The organism is Lysinibacillus sp. NPDC097279 (genome assembly GCF_044761745.1).
Taxonomy (GTDB): domain Bacteria; phylum Bacillota; class Bacilli; order Bacillales_A; family Planococcaceae; genus Lysinibacillus.
Map to the genome: position 1 here is coordinate 1 of NZ_JBIWDA010000016.1, position 2,537 is coordinate 2,537.

Genomic DNA, 2,537 nt, shown 5'->3' on the forward strand with positions numbered 1-2,537 from the left:
TTCCCTCCAGAGTGGATCCTGAGTACGGCGGAACACGTGAAATTCCGTCGGAATCCGGGAGGACCATCTCCCAAGGCTAAATACTACCTAGTGACCGATAGTGAACCAGTACCGTGAGGGAAAGGTGAAAAGCACCCCGGAAGGGGAGTGAAAGAGATCCTGAAACCGTGTGCCTACAAGTAGTTAGAGCCCGTTAATGGGTGATAGCGTGCCTTTTGTAGAATGAACCGGCGAGTTACGATTACGTGCGAGGTTAAGCTTTAGAAGGCGGAGCCGCAGCGAAAGCGAGTCTGAATAGGGCGAATTAGTACGTGGTCGTAGACCCGAAACCAGGTGATCTACCCATGTCCAGGGTGAAGGTGAGGTAACACTTACTGGAGGCCCGAACCCACGCACGTTGAAAAGTGCGGGGATGAGGTGTGGGTAGCGGAGAAATTCCAATCGAACTTGGAGATAGCTGGTTCTCTCCGAAATAGCTTTAGGGCTAGCCTCGTGATGAGAATACTGGAGGTAGAGCACTGTTTGGACTAGGGGGCCATCCCGGTTTACCGAATTCAGACAAACTCCGAATGCCAGATATTTATACACGGGAGTCAGACTGCGAGTGATAAGATCCGTAGTCAAAAGGGAAACAGCCCAGACCACCAGCTAAGGTCCCAAAGTAATCGTTAAGTGGAAAAGGATGTGGCGTTGCACAGACAACCAGGATGTTGGCTTAGAAGCAGCCATCATTTAAAGAGTGCGTAATAGCTCACTGGTCGAGTGACGCTGCGCCGAAAATGTATCGGGGCTAAACGATTCACCGAAGCTGTGGATTGACATCTACGATGTCAGTGGTAGGAGAGCGTTCTAAGTGCGTTGAAGTCAGACCGGAAGGACTGGTGGAGCGCTTAGAAGTGAGAATGCCGGTATGAGTAGCGAAAGACGGGTGAGAATCCCGTCCACCGTATGACTAAGGTTTCCTGAGGAAGGCTCGTCCGCTCAGGGTTAGTCGGGACCTAAGCCGAGGCCGATAGGCGTAGGCGATGGACAACAGGTTGATATTCCTGTACCACCTCCTCACCGTTTGAGAAATGGGGGGACGCAGTAGGATAGGGTAAGCGCGCCGTTGGTTGTGCGCGTCCAAGCAGTAAGGCGTGTGTGTAGGCAAATCCGCACACTGTAACGTTGAGCTGTGATGGCGAGTCCGTATGGACGAAGTTCCTGATTTCACACTGCCAAGAAAAGCCTCTATCGAGGTGAGAGGTGCCCGTACCGCAAACCGACACAGGTAGTCGAGGAGAGAATCCTAAGGTGTGCGAGAGAACTCTCGTTAAGGAACTCGGCAAAATGACCCCGTAACTTCGGGAGAAGGGGTGCTCTTGAGCGTGCAAGCGCACGAGAGCCGCAGTGAATAGGCCCAGGCGACTGTTTAGCAAAAACACAGGTCTCTGCAAAACCGTAAGGTGACGTATAGGGGCTGACGCCTGCCCGGTGCTGGAAGGTTAAGAGGAGTGGTTAGCGCAAGCGAAGCTGCGAATTGAAGCCCCAGTAAACGGCGGCCGTAACTATAACGGTCCTAAGGTAGCGAAATTCCTTGTCGGGTAAGTTCCGACCCGCACGAAAGGCGTAACGATCTGGGCACTGTCTCAACGAGAGACTCGGTGAAATTATAGTACCTGTGAAGATGCAGGTTACCCGCGACAGGACGGAAAGACCCCGTGGAGCTTTACTGTAGCCTGATATTGAATTTTGGTACAACTTGTACAGGATAGGTAGGAGCCAGAGATCTCGGAGCGCCAGCTTCGAAGGAGGCGTCGGTGGGATACTACCCTGGTTGTATTGAAATTCTAACCCATGCCCCTTAGCGGGGCAGGAGACAGTGTCAGGCGGACAGTTTGACTGGGGCGGTCGCCTCCTAAAAGGTAACGGAGGCGCCCAAAGGTTCCCTCAGAATGGTTGGAAATCATTCGTAGAGTGTAAAGGCACAAGGGAGCTTGACTGCGAGACCTACAAGTCGAGCAGGGTCGAAAGACGGGCTTAGTGATCCGGTGGTTCCGCATGGAAGGGCCATCGCTCAACGGATAAAAGCTACCCCGGGGATAACAGGCTTATCTCCCCCAAGAGTCCACATCGACGGGGAGGTTTGGCACCTCGATGTCGGCTCATCGCATCCTGGGGCTGTAGTCGGTCCCAAGGGTTGGGCTGTTCGCCCATTAAAGCGGTACGCGAGCTGGGTTCAGAACGTCGTGAGACAGTTCGGTCCCTATCCGTCGTGGGCGTAGGAAATTTGAGAGGAGCTGTCCTTAGTACGAGAGGACCGGGATGGACACACCGCTGGTGTACCAGTTGTCTTGCCAAAGGCATCGCTGGGTAGCTATGTGTGGACGGGATAAGTGCTGAAAGCATCTAAGCATGAAGCCCCCCTCAAGATGAGATTTCCCATTACGCAAGTAAGTAAGATCCCTCAAAGACGATGAGGTAGATAGGTTCGAGGTGGAAGTGTGGTGACACATGGAGCTGACGAATACTAATCGATCGAGGACTTAACCAAAAAA

At 52.9% G+C, this 2,537-nt stretch carries 1 rRNA gene; it reads left to right on the plus strand.

The features are described from left to right. Positions 1–2,533: ribosomal RNA gene (locus ACIQ1H_RS22935) — 23S ribosomal RNA — on the plus strand; the annotation flags it as partial. Positions 2,534–2,537: the final 4 nt, after the last annotated feature.